The following is a 17,074-nucleotide window of genomic DNA, read 5'->3' as shown; positions in this document are numbered from 1 at the left end:
TCTGCCAGTTGAAAAAATAGGATTGGCACTTGGCCAATCCTTTAGTTAATTATTTATGCGCTTAAGATGTAAGCTATGGGTGAAGGCTAAGCCGACTCACCCCAGGTTGCGTCGACTAAGTCCTTCATTATTTGCTCTAGCTGACCATTCAAATCCTCATCAGCCTGTGGCTTTCCACCTTTAGTGCGCAGGGTGCCTACTTTAAACGAATCGTCGTTTAATACCAGATCTTCACGCATTTGATTCACTATACGCTTAAGCCAACGATTTTGATTTTTCGTAAGCTTATAACGCGTAGATATAACTTCTTGAGCGTTGGTTAATCGCTCTTCAAACGGAATTAACGGGCTACCGATAGCGGCTTGGCGAATTAAGCCGATAATTCGCGCAGCAACGTCTTCTTGTTTGGCGGCTTTACGTGCTTGTAACAAGGTTTGTTCGTTAAACTGTTTCGTTTCCATTTTACTTAGAAGAGAAACCAGATCAGCCTTGGTGAGATCGCGGGGGCGATTCACTACGGTGTCTAAAGCGGTCACTTTGTTTTGGTTCTCTTGTACAAAGCGTTCAAACGCTGCTAAATACTCTTCTGGTTTTTCATAGCCACCCCAGTTTTGTGTGACGGTTACTTCACCTACATCTCCTGAGTAGATGAGCGGGGCTCTTTCTCCAAAGTTTATCGCTTGGCGCATGGCTGGCTCGCGGTTAAGTATCCACGGGTTGTTTTTTATCGCCTCTGCGGCGGCTTTTGGCCCTAGCTGATACAGATGTTTAGGCAGTTGTTTAGCACTTTCTAATTCTGGGAAGTTATCAGCCACGAGTGCATCTAACTGGTTTAGCTCAGCGGCAACGCCCTCTTTTTCAAGTTTGAGCTTGTCGGCCTTTTTCAGTGTTCGGCTCAGTTTCACAGTAAGCGCGTCTAACGATTGCTGGGCAAAGCTGTTGCCGTCATCTTGGGTGTGATCGTTGGCATCTGGATTTGCCATCTCTTCGACTAGCTGTTCTAAGCTCAGGTTTGGCTTGGTCACAACAGGCTTCATTAGGTTATCTGCCCCAAGACGTTCAATGGTTTCAGTGAGATTCACCGCATCGAATATTCTGAACGTCTGCTTGTTTATTTCATCACAGGTACGCGTGGCGCGGCCTTTCATCTGCTCGTAGAGGATCCGGCTTTTCACTTGGCGCAAGAATACAAGATTGCTGATTGGGCGAACGTCGATACCTGTAGTTAACAGGTCAACCGTTACCACGATATTGGGTAGCCTCTCTTTACGATAACGCGTAATGAGTGATTCGATCTGTTTGCTGTCACCACTGGCAGATTTACCCGTGATCTTGATGATTGCGTCGTCGACCTCGTCCCCCAGTGTTTCTCGATAGGTGTCACGCAGCATGTTTACTACTTCGTCAGCGTGAATATCGTTGACACAGAAAACCAGTGTTTTGGCGGCCTGTGTGGGATCGATATATTCTGGTAGTGCGTTACACACTGCTCGATTAAATTCTGGAACCAGCACTTTTCGGTTAAAGCCTGAGATATCAATATTCAGTTCTTCTGGCAACACGCCTTCAATGATCTCACCATCGACTAGCTGCTCAACGGTTGCACCTTTATCAAATTGAACCCCCTGTTGGGTCAATTCTGTATCTATGATGATTGGCGGCTCTTGGTCCACTAGACGTCCATCTAATACCGCTTGATTGAAGCGATATTCGTAAATAGGTTTACCAAAAATTTTCATGGTGTTGGTTGCAGGCGTTGCAGTTAAGCCGATTTTCAATGCATCAAAGTAGTCGATCACTTGGCGGTATTTCGATTGGTATTCTGCTTGATCTCTAAACAGCATTTCGCCTTCGGTTTGTTCGGCATCTTCGTTGTAGCCACGGTGTGCTTCATCAACAATAATGCAGTCGTACATACCTGGAGTAAGCGGGTTATTCTCGCTTTGTAGCATTAGTGAAAGCGATTGTACTGTGGCAATTTGGATCCACGGTTTATCGCCTGCTTGGTCAGTTTTTTCACCCAACTCATAGAGGTTATAGTGATCTGCCAATGGCATTTGGCGAATACGATACTCTTTAAACGAGTTCACTGCTTGCGTGCCCAATGAACGTCTATCAACTAAGAACAAGGCGTTGCGGCACAAACCGGAGGTGAGCAAGCGGTACATGGTTGCCCCTGCGACACGGGTTTTACCTGTACCTGTTGCCATGGCGACGAGTAGGTTCTCTTGCCCTGCTTCGATTGCATCTTCAATGGCATCAACGGCAAGCTCAGACGGTTTGAATAGGTCGAGCTCTTTTTTGTCGTGAGCTTCCAACCACTCAAGCGATTTCTTTCTGTTTTTACACAGCTTAGCTTGTATGTCTTGCGGTGAATGGAAGGCACTTAATACGTGTTGTTTCGTACCATCTGCATTCGCACACCAAATTCCGCTTTGGCTTTTTACCTGTTGTAAGTATTCACGGCCATTAGCACTGTAGAGGAAAGAGATCGGCTTTAGCTTGTCTTGCTCTCTTAGGTCGCTATTAGCTGCTGATGATTTGGAGGTTTGATAGGTTGTTTTCGTCTCTTCTGCGACTTTATTTAAACTCAGCGTTGGGCGCTTTTTCTTAGTGGTGCTTTTTGTGGTGTCTGTCGCCGAGCTTTCAACGTTTCCGCCAACGAATACCAGTTCGTTGTTATCCGCATGTTCTTGGTAATTGAAATTATCGGCATAGTATTTTGCTTGAGGCAGCGCGTCTTGCACACTGAGAGCTTTTTTCTTGGCTTCTACAATGGCGATGGGCTGTAAACCTATGAAGAGGACATAATCAGCTTTATGTTGATCAGCATCTATAACCCATTCAGCAATCGCCATGTTCCTACCTGGCTGCGGGCGCGTGCCATTACTGAACGTTAGTTTGTCGCTGTCCGCTTCCCAGCCAGCTTGGCGAAGTTGACCGTCAATAATGAAGCGGGTTTCGGCTTCAGTGAGTTCAAATTTAGTCTTCTTGGCTTTATTTGTGAACTCGTGGACTTTCGCAGTCTGTTGTTCTTTATTTAACCCTTCGAATTGCTCTTTTTGCTTAGATAGTTCGGATTCTAGTGCTGCGATTCTTTGTTTAGCTTGTTGTTCAGTTTCTGTTTGCTGACTTTCAAGAAGCGCAATATAACCTTGATAATCTACGACTTTACTCTCTTTGTGCTTTAGAGCTTCATCTGTACTTGCTGATTTTTCGCGTAAGATCGAAAGCTCTTTTCGAAGCGCTGCTAGCTCTTCGTTAGCAAGGGTATTATCGATTGGTGTAGGCTCTACAAATTCAGGTTTTTTCAGCATAAATTGTTCTGAGACCAGTTTGTGGTACCAAAATGAAATATGGTGAGCAAGCCTTATTGCTAACTTCGCATCATTAGAATCATTATGATTGTCATGTGCAGCTTTATTGCCTAAAACCCGAATTCGATGAAAAGCAGAGATTAAGTCAGCATTAATCTGGTTAGTAAACTTTAAGGCATCAATTACGTCGATTTGTTGTTTAGGGATCGGTAAGTTCATGCTCGTAGCAAGAGATTGAGCACACATCTCGCCAAACATTCTCAGTTTTACTAGCGTGATATTGGGATCGTTATGAAGATTTTGCTCTGCAGATAACAGTGCATTAAACATATTTTGACTAGTAGGTCGTAAAAACTCGAAGTTGGACTCTTGCATGGTTGCTCCTAAACTTTTTGCCTCGTCGGAGTATACAGTATTCTGTTTGTAATATGAGTTGATAGCTAAGGAATATTAGTTATTCCGTTAATATTATTGAAGTTTGTCAATAATATAAGGATTTTTGGGTAGCCTAAACCCAAAAGCTTAGGCTAAGTTCAATCAGCTTCTAAAATGGGATATCATCATCCATGTCATCCCAGTTAGGAGCCGTATTCATATTTGAAGAAATCGACTCGCCCTGATTAGGGGTTTGACTAAGCCCTGTTGCAGATGAAATAGGGACAGATGGATCGGGTCTAAATTGTGGTGCGTTATCTACTTGCTGTTTCGAAGTGTTACCGTTACCTGAACGGCCAACTATTTGAATAGACCCCACTGGCCAGCGTACCACCACTTCAGTTGTGTAACGGTCTTGTCCATTTTGATCTTGCCATTTGCGTGTTTGCAGTTGACCTTCCAAATAGACCTGGCTCCCTTTTTGAGCAAATTGTTCAATATAGCTCGCTGAATTCCCAAACACAGAAACACGATGCCACTCACTCTTTTCACGCATTTGCCCCGTGTTTTTGTCTTTCCAGCTTTCAGAAGTAGCGACACTGAGTTGTGCTACTTGCTCCCCGTTGGAAAATGTTTTCATTTCTGGGCTCTGCCCTAAGTTACCAACCAAAATAACTTTATTTACACCGCGACTCGCCATTTTATTTCCTTTGAAACTGCGACCATATATTAGTTAACAAATTATATGCCTATCTTGGCTCGGGTTCGGTTTTACAAGCTTGTGAGTTCACGTCGCCTCAAACGGTCTATTAGATTATTACTGTAGGGGTAAGTTTTATCGCTTTCCAGCTATAGCGGGACTTCACCTTATCCCACGTCATAACCCGTAGTGCTTTCACATTAGTTTGCTCAGGAATATCGCCAATGACAAAGGCTGGAACAAATGTATCTTCGATAAATCCAAAACCCTTAGGAGCAACTCTTAATTGCCCCTCGACGTGGGAAACATCTTCAATAATAACCTCTTTACAAGGTACTGAAGCCACGACTTCTACTTCGCCGTCTCTCTCTGAAAGTGATAGTTCCACATACCCACCAACATCGGGGTTACCTTTTCCTTTGTGGAGTCCCAAACGAACAGAGTATGAAGTTGATTTATTTACGAACGCATGGAAACCTTTCTCCGACTTATGTATGTTTTCAACTAGGCCTATCACCCTCTTTACAGGACCATGTAAATAATCGAGTGCATCAACACACATTGAGTTCAAGTAGGTATTAAGCTGTTCGTGCTTTGCGTTTTGATCGTACCATTGGCTTTGAGAAAGTCGCTCAAGTTCAGGTTTTATTTTCCAGCCATTTGACTGATATGCCGAAAGCGCTGTTTTTACACACATTGACGCCTCTATCATCTGTTGTTTTTCAACCAACAATGGAACAATACCAATCAATAGGCGTAAGCTAAATGTGACGTCATGCGCCGAAACAATGCCTTTTGCGAAGAACTTAATCGCTAGTTCTTTGTCTTCCAATCGGTATGTGGCAGCCAAAGCTCCCCATGCCCATGACTCTTTTTGCTTTTTCCTTAGTATTGGTAATATTAAGCTCCTTGCCTGTTCAAATTGGCTAGTAACGATCAAACATTTGGCAAAATCGTAATCAAGCCATACTAGGTGCTTAGTATCAGCTACCCTTTCCTTCGTTAATTTGATCAACTCAATGACACGGGGTAACTCTATCTGCCATTCCGCTCTAGCGCGTAGCCATGCCGCTATTACTTGTCTTGTCGTGGAAAGCATTAAGCTTGGTACTTCGCCTTTTTCCGCCTGAAATGGCTGCATTGCATCGTCATCAAACAATGCCCCTTGATGCCTTAAAACACAATGTACCAAACTAGGAAACCACTCTAAGTTTTTTCGAAACTGAACAAGGAGCATTTTATATTCAAGCCCACCTGTTGGTATCGCCAAATTCATAATGGTTTGAAGTAATCGTTCTATCTGTTCAAATTCATGGTTACTCGGCCTGAAGTTTCCTGAAGACGATGCTCGACTTGATATTTTTTCTTGGTGCTGCTTAAGGTACTCGTAACAAACCCAAAATAACGCACCTTTTAAATATGCGTCATTAGGGCTGACCTCTAAAGCCTGAAACCCTAGATTCCAAGCTTCTTGTAGTTGACCCGCTTTTCGTAGATTGGTTACCGTTCGAAATGGTTGCTCAGACATTATGCGTGACTCCAAATTTCTAAGACTGTGTTTAGTAAGACCTTAGAACCACTCAAGTTTGGCATTGGCATCACTTTCTTAAATTGCTGTTTTCCGTTGTAATAGAAATCGACAACCGCTGTTTCATGGTTTTTAGAAAATGTATAACGTTGATTCCATGGATTTTGAGTAATATTTACGATTTCAATGCTATGTGGTTTAAAGACCTCACATACGCGATTATAAAAATCAGATAAAAATTCTTCCTCAAAATCAAAGCTCGCTCTTTCAGTGGTAGTCAATGATGACGCGGAAAATATACTTCCTTTAATCGAGCTGAATCTAGACTCAAGATCCTCTTGGATTGCGCTGCCGCCTCTAACCTGCACGGAGGAAACCCTGTTTTTACCGTTGTAAGCAAACTGAACTTCTGCGTTCGACTCTCCGCAATTTAAAATATATAACTCTTGGTAGTTATGATGGTGAATCGCTAAAATTTCGACATTCGAGTTCTTTAGGCAGGATTTAACTTTGCGTAATAACGCTATCTTCAGAGGCTCCTGAGTTGATATGTCAAAACGCTGAAGTTCTTCAACTTCTAAATCTTCCAGTTCGTCATGGAAATCCGTCTGTTTAACTAAAATATTTGCCCCTACAATAGTTGAGCCGCCTCCAAGCTTAATCTTCGGTTCATCAACTACATACAACACCTTTGACGTACGAGTAATCGCCGTATACAGCCATCTGAAATAGTCTTTGCAAAGGTAGTTTAAATGAGAGTTACAGTTAACTAATACATGTTCCCACTCACTACCCTGGGCTTTATGGCAGGTAATGGCATAGCCAAACTTTACTTTAAATGCATTCAAATACTTATCAGACTTACGTGCTTGATTAAGCTGCTCTTCAAAACCTTTACGTGTTAAACCGCTATTGCGCTTCAAAAAATCAACGTTGAGAGCGCGAGATTCATCCACCGACAATGACGGCTCATCGTTATACAGCAAGTTTTCCATGATTTTGGCTCTAAGCCGTTGAGGGGCATTTGCCTTGTTTCTAAACAGTAATTCTACATCTCGGAAAGCTAATTCCACTGTTACATTTTCGGTTTTACCATCGACCTTTTTTCTAAAGGTGACTGTTCTTCTTTCAATACCAGGTAAAACTTGTGTGACTAAACCAAAATCACCATTAGTCACATCTATGTCATTTCGATAGTGGTTTGCAACTGAGATTACTTTGTCACCTACACATATCTCGTGCTGATTAGGGAAGAAACGCTGACGGCATTGTAAATTGTAGCTTGCGACAATACGGTTAGACGATGCCACAACCATAACTTCTTTCGTTTTGGCGATCTTTCCTTCGCACAGATGCATATACCTATCAACGATCTCTGAAGATTGAATTGATTCAACATCCGCCTGTTCTGAAACAAAGTTCAACTGGTTGAAAACGTCACTTTCAATGGCATTTCTAAGTGTTGTTGCATTTTCTAACACACCGCTCGAAGATTTTTGTCTTACAACTTCTCTGAGAGTCTCCTCAGCTAATTTCAAGTGATGATGTTCTGCTAAATATTCACTCGATAATGCAGGGCTGATTTTCATACCTACAGGAGGTAATTGGGCGTGGTCACCAATAAATATTATCTTTCTTCGAGCATTACTATTATTGTTTTCAATTGATTTTTTACTATAGTCAACCAGATCTTTGAGTAAGTATCCCGAACCAAACTGAAGGCTTTCTGTAAATGAATAGCTATCTGACACCATAGACGCTTCATCAACAATATATATGGTTTCTTCACTATCAAAATTCTGCTTAACAGGTGCAACAGGTAAGCGATCGTCGTTCTCATCCTTCAGGTGGGCATCTCTAAAGTCATAAATTTCACTATGTATAGTTGATGCACTTTGACCGGTCTTATCAGTCAATACTTTTGCAGCCTTACCTGTTGGCGAGAGCAATACACAATGACGACCAAGATTAGTCAGATAGCTGACGATCCCTTTTGTAATAAATGTTTTACCTGTTCCAGCGTAGCCGTGTAACAAAAAAGCATCTAAATCACTCGTACGGATAAATTGGTCTATAGAACTAAGCGCTCTTTGTTGGTCTACAGTAAGTTTAATATCGGAAAACTCTTCTGTAATAGAGACTCTCGATCGAGTTTCTTCCATCTTTAGATTAAAACTGTTTGCAGCATCTTTCCCCGAGCGTTGAAATTGTCTAATTGACTGCTCAGCTTCCGCTAATGACAACTGGACGGCTCGACTTTGTTCTAGTTCCTTTTTTATCTCTTCTAACTCTCTTTCTGTCTGCTTAATGACAGATGCTCGTTCACCCGCCTCAACTAATAATTTCTTATTGTTTAAACGTAGATTGTTGAGTGCATCATCATTACTTTCTGGTGTGGTAAAGGAGGGAACAAAAACATAGCTACCTTGCATTGTCTGTATAAACCAACGTCCAACTAAGTAGGCCTCTTCAAGGAGCCATAATGCGTCTTGAACAGTAAGCTCAAGCTCGTTATGAACGGCCTTATTTCCCTGTTTACGTATAGCATGTAACTTTCCTTGAATCTCTTGAGGTACTGCATGTCGAAAAGTTTGATTTTGTAAGCGCTCCAGCAGAGAGTCACTAGGTTGATCTATTTGCAAGTGATGATAGATATACCCTACTAACAACTCCGAATATGCACGTAGCTTAAATGCAGCCGTCTGAGGATCACAATGTATATTTGCTTCTGCTTGTTTACCGAGTTTACTTAATTTTGGGTATTCTGAGTCTATAAAAGAGAAGTTAGAATTAGCCATAAAACCGCCTGAATATCTAATTAAGTTAGTCAACCTACTGACTAATTTTACAATTATTGTTTTTTAAGGTGATGATGTAACGCTGGTTATGGCCTTCTGATAGTGACTGAATTTCAAGTTTATCTGAGGTTTGCGAGGGCAGTGCGTTTTTAAGCTTACGATTTATAGTTGAGCATATCGGTTGTAAGAACTCACGAGCCATACCGACTAGCGAGCTAAAGTCTCCATCTTTGAAATCTTCAGGCGTTGTTTTAAAAGTATCAAAAACGCGCGGGTCTTTAGCTATCTCAAGATAGGTATTTAAAAACTCTTTGCTGTAGGTTCCATCTGAATCAAAATCTCTATCGACTAAAACTCCTGAACCTTCTTTTTCCAGTAACCATAGATAAAAGGCACATTCTTTTGCCGTGAGTTTAATGTCTACGCCAACAACAGAGATCAACTTAGCTTTCTTTCGAATGGTAACGCTTAAGTCTTCGTTATGGCTGGCATTGAGCATTCCCACGGTTTGACTAAAAGAGAACTTTTCCATTGAAGAGATTAAGCTTGGATCAACAGAGCTTCGCATACGTACAAACGGAATTTCAGCAAGTGTTATATTGGCTTTACTTACATCTACTTCACCCTGCCCATTCTTTCCTGTTACCCATTTAGGCTGCTTGGTTGGGTACCAAAAATCACGCACGAATTCGTATTCATCATCAACAAAAACGTGGCTTAAGGTATCTTGCTCTCGCCCAAACAAAGACATGGCGTAGCCGAAGTAAAATGCCATGGTTTTACGTCCACCAGCGAGTGAGGCATGAATGGCAACATTGTCATCTTGAGTCAGCTCATACACTTTGTGAGTGATGAAATCGGCCATGTAGGTTTGATCATCGATGGATTTGGCATCATCAATGCTGTTTCCGTTATCATCTTCAATGAGCCAGATATGGCTTTCATCAAACTTAACCGGTGGCATGTTGTATTCATCTAGTAGCGTTTGAAAGTGGCCATCTCGAAATAAGCCATTTTCTAGTACGGGCTTGCTACTACGTGTTGTGATTACGTAGATTTCATCTGGAAAAGGTCGGCCACTTTGGTGAATAGCAAACAGCGTTTCTGTAAGAACTTGAGGGCTTGTGCCCGTTGTAGCGAGTAGGATATTTTTCATGTTTTGCCCATCAAAGATCGTTCCTATTAATTAGCCTACCTGTGAGAAGAGTATCTACTATTTGGACGGCCCAATAATTTAGTATATTTAGCTAGTATCTGTTCTAGCTCAGCTAGCTGCTCATCAGATGCTGTGTCAATTACATTTGGTGCAAACACCATTCTTGGTGGATTCCAATTAGCTTTAGGCTCAGTAAATGTCCCACCAGTCTTTGGAAGAATGAACCTCAACTGATCTTTCGATGCTTGAGGCCTATTTCTATCTAGGACAATCCATCCTCTTGTTTCATGTAAGCCAATCCAAAAGTTTCGTCTTTTATTTATGTCTATAGATTGTTCTTTAAATACAGCGATCTTCTCTGCATATTTTGATATACCAAATTTTTGAATAAAGTCTTCCGCAGACTTATGCCCTTTTTGAGCACTCTTAAGTATATTTCTTTCACCTTCTTTGCGCTCAGAGTTTGTTCCTTTAACCAGTGCAACCCCATAACGATACATAGCTTCTGTATTACCTTGCTTAGACGCTACGCTAAGTAGTTCTTTGTATGACTCATCGTCACCCAGTTGGTTTTGTACCTGAGCTTTTGCTAACGTTTGGGTGCTCTCCTTTGAGGCAGGTGTAGTAGAGTACTTCGTAGTTTGGAACTCAAACGACCAGAATTTCTCTAGCCATTCCTCAAGCATTCTAGCTCGATCATTTAAGGCTAGAGTGTCTGGCTTGGGTAAACCTGTTTTCGTAGAGTACTGACCAAATTTCCTACTCATCCCTTTAAACGCACTCGTGTTTTCATTTGGCAGGACTTTAAACTTAGTACGTAGAAGTTTTTCACAGAAATACTGCCAAGCTAAGACATGATCATGTACTTCAACCTGAGCAAGCTCTCTAATTTCTGCGATAGAATTGAAACTTCCGCTAAACAGTCGCTCTGCATTCCATTTGTTATTTTTATAGAACCTCGTTTCACCCAGTTCACCTCTAAGCACTTCAACTACAATGAGCTTTCCAAGTGCGAAGATAAACACTTCAACATTCTGTAGGTCATTGCTTTTGTAAACATCAACCTGATTAGTTAGTCGAGCACCTACTCCTGTTAATACATCATTGCTCTCTTGAGGCAGTAAAACCCGAATACGATCGAATTGCTTGCTATAGTTAGACCAAAAATCAGTACGACCGCGCATCTGTTTTATCTGTTGCTCGGTAATATTTAACTGAGCCGAACATTCATCACTACATAGCTGAGTCACTAAAGACTTTAGTTCATAGTAATCAGAAAGCTTAAAGAGTGTTTTCAGTCTATCTATGGAAGGCTGATCGAAGTAATACCAGAAAGAATGCTCGCTATTGGGTAGGCAGTGTTCTTCTATAAGTGACTTTATAATCCCATTGACAAGATTAGCGCTGTATTTGGCTAGTATTTGTTGGCAATACTCCACTCGCTGTTGAGTCGTTTTTAGTGAATAAAAACAACTTTCCAACCATATTTGATCATCACTTGTGAGAGTAGCAGGCGCACAATCAATTAAATACTTACCCAAATTATCAACGTAATAATTTGCATTGGGCATCATCAGCTTTTTAACCCGATAAACCGGAGACTGTTTGCTCACATAGCACTGCTTTGCAAGACCTAACCAATCGGATTCTTTGATGCCTGTTATCCAGCCAATTTTTTGTTGGGTAATGACGTTTAGTCCAGGAACGCTACTAACTATGTCCATTGAATCCAATAAAGGTTTCACCATAGTTGTTGGCTGACCCTCAACGGCTAAACCTGCTTTAAAAAATGCAATATTACCTAATACACCGTTGGTACAGATCGCTAGCCAAATTGCCCGGCTGGCGTCAAGTTCTTGGTCTTTGTCTAACTCTTGCCAATGATGATCATTTTCTATGATATCAAGCCACTCTAGTACCGAAATTTCACTAGCTTTATCTTGGTCTACGAGCGCAACTAATTGTGCCATGGTTCTTGGTGGAAATTGAGGCAACGGCATATCAGCAATCGCCATTTCGTAGTACTCATCAAATGAGAGAACTTCAACGCTATTATTATTCGGTACGCGCGGTAAGTCGAAGGCAAATAAGTTACTGGCTGACACGTTTCACCTCTGAAAAGTAACCAAGGAACTCATCGTCTCTAAATTGGAATCGAAACTTCACTTTACGATCACTTGGTTCAGCTTTAGATTGATTCGCTTCAATAGGCCCACGACCTGAAATAGCCACCTTTTCAAAAAATCCTGATTTGTTTTTGAATTCCATACTACTAATGTACGTCGACACGCTATTCGCTCGAAGTACACTTAAAGACATATTTCTCTCAAATAGTCCTTCCGAGCTTGAGTGCCCTTCGATGACTATTCGCGATATTTCATCAGCAGTCGCTTCCGTTTGAAAAATTACATTAGTATAGATAGGTACAAACTCATTTAAGAACTGCTTACCCGAAGACTTCAATCGATAGTCATTCACATCAAACAAGATCGAATCCATGATTGATATATCACCGGTGCTTGGGTCAGCATTAACTTCTATTCCCGCACTTTCTAATGCATCGTTAATATCTTTAATGATCACTATTCTAGTATTCTGGCTCTCTTCATGAACCTCTGAAATTTGTACCAACGCACTGATTAACAACAATGCGAAAATCATCAAAAGTACAGACATTAGGTCACCAACAGAGAGCCAGACCCCAGACTCATCTGTTTCGCTGTTCGCCTGATTGCTACGCAATATAGACATTAAGCATTCACCTCATCTGCCTCAAACTCTTTACGTTGAACTTGAGAGTTAATTAGGTACCCTGCCGCTTGTGATAATTTGTTATGAATCTTACTTGCTGATTCATCGAAGTCTTTAAAGAACACTTCAAAGCTATCATTAGCTCGAGAGAAGTAGCTATCCATAGCTTTTGGTAGTTCATTGGCTACGTCACTGAAGGCTTTAGATGCATTTACGTATTCACGCTTAAGCTTCGCAATTTCTAAGCTCATTGTATGTGCTGCTTCTTGAAGCTCGGCCATTTTTGATGCTTCATTGAGGCCTATGGCTTTAACAACGCGCTCAACTGTTTCTGCAGATTTTTGGAGGTGCTCATGTTGAGCTGTCAAATCAGCTAATAGGTTATGGCGTGTTTTATACTCTTGTTCAAAGACAGTACGGAAATTGTCTACAACGCCGTTTAGCCCATCACGCTGCTTCCCTAAATTTGACTCTAGTAGTTCATTTTGCTCTTTGAAATAAGCCGTTAAGTTGTCTTGATACTGTTGACGGAATGCTTCTAACTCGGTTTGTACTGTAGTCGACATCGACTGTACTTTACTGTCAATGTCTCCAAGGCCTGCTTGTAATTCATCTTTAGCTGATGTCATTAATGTTGAAGCTTCTTCTCCGACCGTCTTCAACACTTCGGTTTGTTTTGTAAACGCGTCACTAGAACCTTTAATCAAAGAGTCAATTCGCGCTTCAACACCATCAAATAGTACTTTCTCTTTTGCTTGTCTTTCATTTAGTGCGCTGTCCATTGACGTTTTGATCTCTTCAAATGCCGATGCAGCTCTTGCTGAGCTAGCTTCAAAAGAGTCTGTTTGTTGTTTGAATACGTCACTAGAACCTTTAATTAGTTCATCAATTCGATTTTCTACACCATCGAATAATGATTTCTCTTTTACTTGCCTTTCATCAAGCGCACTCTCCATTGAGCTTTTAATGCCTTCAAACGCATCCGCTGCTTTTGTAGCACTGCTTTCAAACGCATCTCTTTGCTGCGCAAGCCCTGTTGATGCGCCCTCTAACATTGATTGTACTTCTGTTGCAATCGTTGACATTGCGCCTTGAGTGTCTTCTTTAAAGCTAGAAAGAATCGTCTTCAATGAACCGGCAAACTCCTGAAGTTTAACCATAGTCTCTTTTTGGAACTCGTTAATGGTTTCGACTGTATTTGCAGTACTTGAAATTACTTGTTCTACATTTTTGTTTAGCTCTTCAGAAACTTTATTACTCGCTGTCACAGCCTCGGATGTTTTCTCTAGCTCTACTACAACCGGTGTGATTAGTTCAGTCTTCATTTCAGAGATTATTTCTTGAAGTAGCTCTTTTTGGTTTTGTTCTTTTATATCTCTAAGCGACGTTAGTTCATCTCTAACCTGGGTAAGTACGGGCGCTAGCTCTTTTTCAATAGAGTGGGTTACCGCCCCAGAAACTGCATCAGCGATATCCTTTGAGTTAAAGCCATTTGCTAACGACTCAAATTTTGACATCATCGTAGCCATGTTACTACCTAGCTGTTCCATTGCTAGAGCAGAACGATGCTGTGCTTCAATTACGCCTTGCTGACCATCATTAGATAGGTTTTTTAGGTAATCAATCGCACTTACCTCAACGTAGTTGTGGGCTAAGTGTTGTGCGAAATACTCTTGGGTTGTGTTTAATGTATGAGACGAAATTTTCATCCAAATCATAAACATTGCAGAGCATAGTAGACCGACCAAAGAAGTATAGAACGCTGTATTCATGCCCTCGAGCAGCTGCATCGCTGTTGACAATAGCTCTTTTGAGCCGCCCCCCATCGAGAATTCGCTTAACCCTAGGGTAATACCAATAAATGTTCCTGTAATACCTATGCTTGTTAAGATTGCGGGGATCAACTTGTATTTGCTTTGGTCTACATGAGGTAGCATCGCATTTAGTGAGGATTTGGAAACCAAGAGGTCACCTTTCATCTCAACGGAAATGGTTTCGCTGTGTTTTTCATTAATAAGTAGATGGGTCATTAACCAATCTCGTTGAGATTGAGTCAACTCGTCAATTTTAAAAAGGCCACCTTGCTGTTTATCAGCAGTTTTAGATAGCTCATTAAGGAAAAACTTATTACTCCTTTGATCAAGAATGCTTCTATAGAAAGAGAACGCAAAAATCATCAAAATAGCAGAGACGATCATCTCTGTGCTAATGAACGCGATCGAGGATGTAATTATTGACAGTATTGGTGACATAGTGATCTCAACGAGCTAGTAATAAGGTAATTTCTTCTGGGGTAAAAATCTGTTCCGCGATAAATCCGGGAAGGTGTTCAGCATCGCTGCGAACGACACCATTGACGACGATCGGATCAACTAATCTGACGCTATACATCAACCCATCGTGACTATCATTGTCGCTAGCCACTTTCAGAGAAGTTTCTCTCGGAAACTCTCGAAGCAACGTGGCTTGCAATGATGATTTGGTCCACCTGAACGATTTGGTTGCACAAAAAGACTGACCAAACTCCTCACGTGACAACTTCCATGCGTGGTTAACCGTGATTATTCTCTCTAATAATTTGTCTATGCGTACGTTCATCACCACCCCTTCCTAAGATGATTTGCATTAGTTTTGTATCCTTCAAGAAAGTCATTAACACTCACGATATCCCATCCACACTCGTTCGCTTCTTCAATATCTAAATTGGATATTGCAACGCCAAATTTCACATCTGGCCACGCTAATTCGACCTTGGATATAAGATCATCAAATTCATCTCTTACGTAATATGCAACTTCGGGAAGCTTGAAGTTCTGCCTTTTACATGCATGCAATACACCATGAACACCAGGGTCAGCGAAGCCAAATAGTTCCGACCACCCATCAACATTTTCTAGTAAGCCTTGCTCTTTTCGAAGTTGGTTGATTAATTGACGTTCAGAGTGCCTTAATGCCATGTGCGAATGAAATGGCTGCTTACTATGACAATCGATACAAAGTGCTTTCAGGTTGTTAATGCTGTTGTCTGGTTTAACACCATTGATGTGGTGTACATGAAGCAACGCTCTGTTTGAGCGCATATTGACTTTACACTCTTCACATTGAAAGTCTTGCTCTACTCGGTAATGAGAAGAAACTTTCGCCCAGTCGTCGGTATAATCTGTTTCTGCATTATCAGACTTCCTCGATGGCATATGAGGAAAGAATGAGCTGTACGTTTGAAAAAACTCAGCCATATTAAAGTTTGATAAAATTTCGCCTCGGTTACCTCCAGTTGTCCAACTTTTATAATTTAGCTGGGTAAGGCAGTTTTGGCAGACTTTAAGCTTAGCCTTCCCTTCAACTGAACTCCCTAAATAACCTTTACTACCTGAGATTGTAAATTCGCCAGAAATGTCATTGGTTGCTACATACCTTTCAAATCTACCTTCTGCTCTCATTTTTTTGAGGGTACTACAGTCCGATACATGATAACGATTACCTGTTCCTGGTGTGTTTATCACTGACTGCGCATTACCACCATGATCCTTGATATATAGAAGAACCTGGCGACCCTTGTAGCTGAGTAAGCCAGAATCGACGTCTACGTCTTTTAATTCAACGTCTTTACCTTCAGCAAGCTCTAGATCAATTTTATCAATCGAAGTCTCTTGAAATTCAAGGAGAAAGTCCCCTTTTTCATCAGGCTCCATTTGATCCACAGCTTTAATTAGGCTGCCAAAATTAACGGTTAATTTCATTCGGCACCTAAAATCTTAAGAATCTGTTCTTCTGCGTTTGTTACAATACGAAACGAGACTCGTCTAGAGCGCTGCTCGTCCTCTCTTCCTTCGTTTGTAAGGATTAGTTTTGAGGATGAATACCCTACTGCCGCGACGTTACTTTTCACCCAATCGTAATGCTGATTTTTAACGGCGTCTAATGCCATTGTATAGCTTAATACGGCCCTTGTTCTCGATTGGGATAAGCGCATATTATTGAAGTATGCTTCGTTATCGCTTGAGTCATGATTCCAGCGACTTGATGTATGACCTTCAATCTTAATCTCTTGAATAATTGGCTTAAAGTTATCTAATGTATCGAGATAACGTGGAAAGAAGTCATCCAGTATCATTTGAAACTGACTCGTTAAGTTCGCACGGCCATTAGCGAATAAAACCTCAGGAGCTGTAAAGTTGACACTTAGTGTATCCCTATCAATCTCAGCTCCCCAAGTATCTAAATCTTTCGCAAACTCCTCAAGCAAAGCAATATAAATTGCTTGCTGGGTCTGCTGATAAGTTTCAGCTACTTCTTTAATTTTATCCCTTTCCTGCATTGCATCACGCATCAAGGCAACAGAAATAAAAAGGAAGACCATCATTAACCCAGCCATTAAGTCGGATACAGAGAGCCAGTGCTCTCCGCCATCACTTTTAGAGCTGCTTTTGCCTATTACTCTTTCCATTA

Annotated in this window: 11 protein-coding genes; all 11 read right to left on the bottom strand. The window is 41.3% G+C overall.

From position 1 onward, the window contains the following. Nucleotides 1-86: 86 nt before the first annotated feature. Nucleotides 87-3,692 (bottom strand): type I restriction-modification system endonuclease, encoded by a 3,606-nt coding sequence (gene hsdR, locus L4D20_RS03785; protein ID WP_428800210.1) that lies wholly within the window; start codon nucleotides 3,690-3,692, stop codon nucleotides 87-89. Nucleotides 3,693-3,861: 169 nt separating this feature from the next. Next, the gene (gene ssb / locus L4D20_RS03780) at nucleotides 3,862-4,392 is read right to left on the bottom strand and encodes a single-stranded DNA-binding protein (RefSeq protein ID WP_428800209.1); all 531 of its coding nucleotides are present in this window, start codon (nucleotides 4,390-4,392) and stop codon (nucleotides 3,862-3,864) included. Nucleotides 4,393-4,501: 109 nt separating this feature from the next. After that, nucleotides 4,502-5,920, bottom strand: coding sequence for a DUF7017 domain-containing protein (locus L4D20_RS03775; protein ID WP_428800208.1), 1,419 nt, complete (start codon nucleotides 5,918-5,920; stop codon nucleotides 4,502-4,504). Next, the gene (locus L4D20_RS03770; RefSeq protein ID WP_428800207.1) at nucleotides 5,920-8,718 is read right to left on the bottom strand and encodes an ATP-dependent DNA helicase; all 2,799 of its coding nucleotides are present in this window, start codon (nucleotides 8,716-8,718) and stop codon (nucleotides 5,920-5,922) included. The genes L4D20_RS03775 and L4D20_RS03770 overlap by 1 nt, the downstream gene beginning before the upstream one ends. A gap of 34 nt (nucleotides 8,719-8,752) precedes the next feature. Further along, nucleotides 8,753-9,874, bottom strand: coding sequence for a CRISPR-associated ring nuclease Csm6 (gene csm6, locus L4D20_RS03765; RefSeq protein ID WP_428800206.1), 1,122 nt, complete (start codon nucleotides 9,872-9,874; stop codon nucleotides 8,753-8,755). A gap of 35 nt (nucleotides 9,875-9,909) precedes the next feature. Next, a complete protein-coding gene (locus L4D20_RS03760) occupies nucleotides 9,910-11,979 on the bottom strand; it encodes an EH signature domain-containing protein (protein WP_428800205.1) in 2,070 nt (689 codons plus the stop codon). Next, entirely contained in the window at nucleotides 11,966-12,625 is a 660-nt protein-coding gene (locus L4D20_RS03755) for an OmpA family protein (RefSeq protein WP_017034431.1), read from the bottom strand. Before L4D20_RS03755 ends, L4D20_RS03760 begins: the two co-directional genes overlap by 14 nt. Continuing rightward, nucleotides 12,625-14,877, bottom strand: a complete 2,253-nt coding sequence (locus tag L4D20_RS03750; RefSeq protein WP_428800204.1) for a hypothetical protein — start codon at nucleotides 14,875-14,877, stop codon at nucleotides 12,625-12,627. Before L4D20_RS03750 ends, L4D20_RS03755 begins: the two co-directional genes overlap by 1 nt. A gap of 7 nt (nucleotides 14,878-14,884) precedes the next feature. Further along, nucleotides 14,885-15,223: a hypothetical protein gene (locus L4D20_RS03745; RefSeq protein WP_428800203.1), complete on the bottom strand. Its 339-nt coding sequence runs from the start codon at nucleotides 15,221-15,223 to the stop codon at nucleotides 14,885-14,887. Next, nucleotides 15,223-16,365, bottom strand: a complete 1,143-nt coding sequence (locus L4D20_RS03740; protein WP_428800202.1) for an HNH endonuclease — start codon at nucleotides 16,363-16,365, stop codon at nucleotides 15,223-15,225. Before L4D20_RS03740 ends, L4D20_RS03745 begins: the two co-directional genes overlap by 1 nt. Then, entirely contained in the window at nucleotides 16,362-17,072 is a 711-nt protein-coding gene (locus tag L4D20_RS03735; protein ID WP_428800201.1) for an OmpA family protein, read from the bottom strand. Before L4D20_RS03735 ends, L4D20_RS03740 begins: the two co-directional genes overlap by 4 nt. Between the last annotated feature and the right edge of the window lie 2 nt (nucleotides 17,073-17,074).

This window comes from Vibrio kyushuensis (assembly GCF_050337325.1).
GTDB lineage: Bacteria > Pseudomonadota > Gammaproteobacteria > Enterobacterales > Vibrionaceae > Vibrio > Vibrio kyushuensis.
This window is presented reverse-complemented; position numbering and strand designations above follow the sequence as displayed.